Here is a 3498-nt window from a genome sequence, read left to right on the forward strand (position 1 = left end):
ATCCGTTGAGCGATGGCCCTTCCATACAGAACCACCGGATCACTAAGTCCTAGTTTCCTACCTGCTTGATCCGTCGATCTTGCAGTCAAGCACGCTTATGCCTTTGCACACAGTGCGCGATGTCCGACCGCGCTGAGCGTACCTTCGAGCTCCTCCGTTACTCTTTGGGAGGAGACCGCCCCAGTCAAACTACCCACCATACACGGTCCCCGATCCGGATTACGGACCTAGGTTAGAACGTCAAGCACGACAGGGTGGTATTTCAAGGATGGCTCCGCTGCAGCTAGCGCCACAGTTTCATAGCCTCCCACCTATCCTACACAGACGAACTCAACGTTCAGTGTAAAGCTATAGTAAAGGTTCACGGGGTCTTTCCGTCTTGCCACGGGAACGCTGCATCTTCACAGCGATTTCAATTTCACTGAGTCTCGGGTGGAGACAGCGCCGCTGTCGTTACGCCATTCGTGCAGGTCGGAACTTACCCGACACGGAATTTCGCTACCTTAGGACCGTTATAGTTACGGCCGCCGTTTACTGGGGCTTCGATCAAGAGCTTCGCCTTGCGGCTGACCCCATCAATTAACCTTCCAGCACCGGGCAGGCGTCACACCCTATACGCCCACTTTCGTGTTTGCAGAGTGCTGTGTTTTTGATAAACAGTCGCAGCGGCCTGGTTACTGCGGCCCTCTTCAGCTCTAGCTCGCATGAGCCACCAAAAAGGGCGCACCTTCTCCCGAAGTTACGGTGCCATGTTGCCTAGTTCCTTCACCCGAGTTCTCTCAAGCGCCTGAGAATTCTCATCCTACCCACCTGTGTCGGTTTACGGTACGGTCTGCGTAAGCTGAAGCTTAGGAGCTTTTCCTGGAAGCGTGGTATCAGTGACTTCGTCTTAAAGACTCGTCTCGGTGCTCGGTCTTAAAGGATCCCGGATTTGCCAAAGATCCCAACCTACCGCCTTTCCCCGGGACAACCAACGCCCGGTACACCTAACCTTCTCCGTCCCTCCATCGCACTTACGCGAGGTGCAGGAATATTAACCTGCTTCCCATCGACTACGCATTTCTGCCTCGCCTTAGGGGCCGACTCACCCTGCGCCGATTAACGTTGCGCAAGGAAACCTTGGGCTTTCGGCGTGCGGGTTTTTCACCCGCATTATCGTTACTCATGTCAGCATTCGCACTTCCGATACCTCCAGCAGACTTCTCAATCCACCTTCAACGGCTTACGGAACGCTCCTCTACCGCGTACATATAAATATGCACACCCCAAGCTTCGGTTCACTGCTTAGCCCCGTTAAATCTTCCCCGCAGACCGACTCGACCAGTGAGCTATTACGCTTTCTTTAAAGGGTGGCTGCTTCTAAGCCAACCTCCTGGCTGTCTGTGCCTTTCCACATGGTTTTCCACTTAGCAGTGAATTTGGGACCTTAGCTGTGGGTCTGGGTTGTTTCCCTTTTCACGACGGACGTTAGCACCCGCCGTGTGTCTCCCATACAGTCCGTCTCGGTATTCGGAGTTTGCAATGGTTTGGTAAGTCGCGATGACCCCCTAGCCATAACAGTGCTCTACCCCCGAGAGGATACATATGAGGCGCTACCTAAATAGCTTTCGAGGAGAACCAGCTATCTCCGGGTTCGATTAGCTTTTCACTCCTAATCACAGCTCATCCCCGTCTTTTGCAACAGACGTGGGTTCGGGCCTCCAGTGCGTGTTACCGCACCTTCACCCTGGCCATGACTAGATCACCCGGTTTCGGGTCTACTGCCCGCGACTATGCGCCCTTATCAGACTCGGTTTCCCTTCGCCTCCCCTATACGGTTAAGCTTGCCACGAACAGTAAGTCGCTGACCCATTATACAAAAGGTACGCAGTCACTCTTGCGAGCTCCTACTGCTTGTACGCACACGGTTTCAGGATCTATTTCACTCCCCTCTCCGGGGTTCTTTTCGCCTTTCCCTCACGGTACTGGTTCACTATCGGTCGGTCAGTAGTATTTAGCCTTGGAGGATGGTCCCCCCATATTCAGACAGGGTTTCACGTGCCCCGCCCTACTCGTCTTCACTGGTACGGCCCTTTCAAATACAGGGCTATCACCTTCTATGGCCAGTCTTTCCAGACTGTTTTTCTAAAGCCATACCAGCTTAAGGGCTGCTCCCCGTTCGCTCGTCGCTACTCAGGGAATCTCGGTTGATTTCTTTTCCTCTGGTTACTTAGATATTTCAGTTCACCAGGTTCGCCTTGCATGGCTATGTATTCACCATGCAATACCGCCGGAGCGGTGGGTTTCCCCATTCGGACATTACCGGATCAAAGCTTGTTGCCAGCTCCCCGATACTTTTCGCAGGCTGCCACGTCCTTCATCGCCTCTGACCGCCAAGGCATCCACCGTGTGCGCTTATTCGCTTGACCATATAACCGCAAGTTGCCTTGGGTTATACATATGACCCGGGGGTACAACGCCCGGATACGAATATAACGACTCAATTTAAATAAGGGACATGAAAGTCCCCGCCTTAGCCACGACACGTCAAGATAGATATCTCAAACGCTCGCTACGTCACAAGTTTTAAAAGAACAGAAACCAGCCACAATGCCGATCCCTATAAATTCTTCGTATGCGCCTAACATTCAGAGTGGTGGGTCTGGGTAGACTCGAACTACCGACCTCACCCTTATCAGGGGTGCGCTCTAACCACCTGAGCTACAGACCCAATAAACGGGCACAGCATCAAAATGGTGGAGCCTGTCGGGATCGAACCGACGACCCCCTGCTTGCAAAGCAGGTGCTCTCCCCGCTGAGCTAAGGCCCCGTAATGGGACTTTTCAACCACGGCCGTTGCCGTTGTTGAACTCTGAATTCAGGTTTAGTGTTGGGACGCCTGACAGGCGATGTGCTGTCTTTGCTCAACAGGAGGTGATCCAGCCGCACCTTCCGATACGGCTACCTTGTTACGACTTCACCCCAGTCATCGGCCACACCGTGGCAAGCGCCCTCCCGAAGGTTAAGCTACCTGCTTCTGGTGCAACAAACTCCCATGGTGTGACGGGCGGTGTGTACAAGGCCCGGGAACGTATTCACCGCAGCAATGCTGATCTGCGATTACTAGCGATTCCGACTTCATGGAGTCGAGTTGCAGACTCCAATCCGGACTGAGATGGGGTTTCTGGGATTGGCTTACCGTCGCCGGCTTGCAGCCCTCTGTCCCCACCATTGTAGTACGTGTGTAGCCCTGGCCGTAAGGGCCATGATGACTTGACGTCATCCCCACCTTCCTCCGGTTTGTCACCGGCGGTCTCCTTAGAGTTCCCACCATTACGTGCTGGCAACTAAGGACAAGGGTTGCGCTCGTTGCGGGACTTAACCCAACATCTCACGACACGAGCTGACGACAGCCATGCAGCACCTGTGTCACGGTTCCCGAAGGCACCCTCCCATCTCTGGAAGGTTCCGTGCATGTCAAGGCCAGGTAAGGTTCTTCGCGTTGCATCGAATTAAACC

Annotated in this window: 2 tRNA genes and 2 rRNA genes (1 of these 4 only partly in view); all 4 read right to left on the minus strand. The window is 53.8% G+C overall.

The annotated features are described in order from the left end of the window. Positions 1 to 2408 (minus strand): 23S ribosomal RNA (locus QZH66_RS14345); the annotation flags it as partial. A 225-nt stretch (positions 2409 to 2633) separates the two neighbouring features. Beyond that, a tRNA-Ile gene (locus QZH66_RS14350) sits at positions 2634 to 2710 on the minus strand. 23 nt (positions 2711 to 2733) lie between these two features. Then, positions 2734 to 2809 (minus strand) — tRNA-Ala (locus tag QZH66_RS14355). A gap of 97 nt (positions 2810 to 2906) precedes the next feature. After that, a 16S ribosomal RNA gene (locus QZH66_RS14360) occupies positions 2907 to 3498 on the minus strand (it continues 1089 nt past the right edge of the window).

It is taken from the genome of Stenotrophomonas sp. YIM B06876 (assembly GCF_030711595.1).
GTDB lineage: Bacteria > Pseudomonadota > Gammaproteobacteria > Xanthomonadales > Xanthomonadaceae > Stenotrophomonas.